At 29.3% G+C, this 655-nt stretch carries 1 protein-coding gene; it reads left to right on the top strand.

Going from position 1 to position 655, the window contains the following annotated elements:
• The coding region (locus HGB55_RS15290; RefSeq protein ID WP_168817958.1) for an IS3 family transposase at positions 1–147 on the top strand (147 nt) is incomplete at its 5' end.
• Positions 148–655: the final 508 nt, after the last annotated feature.

The raw sequence follows: 655 nt of genomic DNA, 5'->3' as shown, positions 1-655 counted from the left end.
CAATATAAATCAATTGAACAAGCTAAAACTAGCATTTTTGAGTATATAGAAATATGGTATAACAAAAAACGTCTACACTCTTCTTTGGGATATAAAACCCCTTATGAAGTAGAACAAGAATTTTATCAATTTAAATATGTAGCTTAGGTCTTAAAAAAATTGTCCGACTTTTTGTTGCAAGTCCAGTGTTTCCAGAATGATTAACTTAAAGATATTTAGTAGAAATGATTAGGCATAATGAACCAAATTTGAAGCAGTATTAAGAGTCATAAAATAAATGACTTTTTATGTTGGTTTGAAATAATACAAATTATATATTTGCACCATCAGAAAGTAAAGCATTTTACTTTAAGTTCATTTATAATATCGTCAACAAATCGGCTAACAGTAAAGTTTCGGAATCTGTAACTGGTTGATATATATAATATTATGGGGAAAGGGTATAATCCTGCCACCCCGACAACATCAAAATTAATCTCAAAACACTGAAAAACTAATATTTTCAGTGTTTTTTTGTTTTTCTCTATCTTAACCCAAGTTGCAGCTGTCATGCCGAACTCCCTTTGTTTAGAGCATATTGGTAATTTTTAATTTCCAGTTTGTGTACTACGGATTTTTTTGTAAAAGGCTGTTTTTTTATTTTTAGGGAGGTGTA

Source organism: Lutibacter sp. B1 (assembly GCF_012524075.1).
Lineage (GTDB): Bacteria > Bacteroidota > Bacteroidia > Flavobacteriales > Flavobacteriaceae > Lutibacter.
Note: the sequence above shows the minus strand (reverse complement) of the source record. Positions and strands in the feature narration are given on the sequence as shown.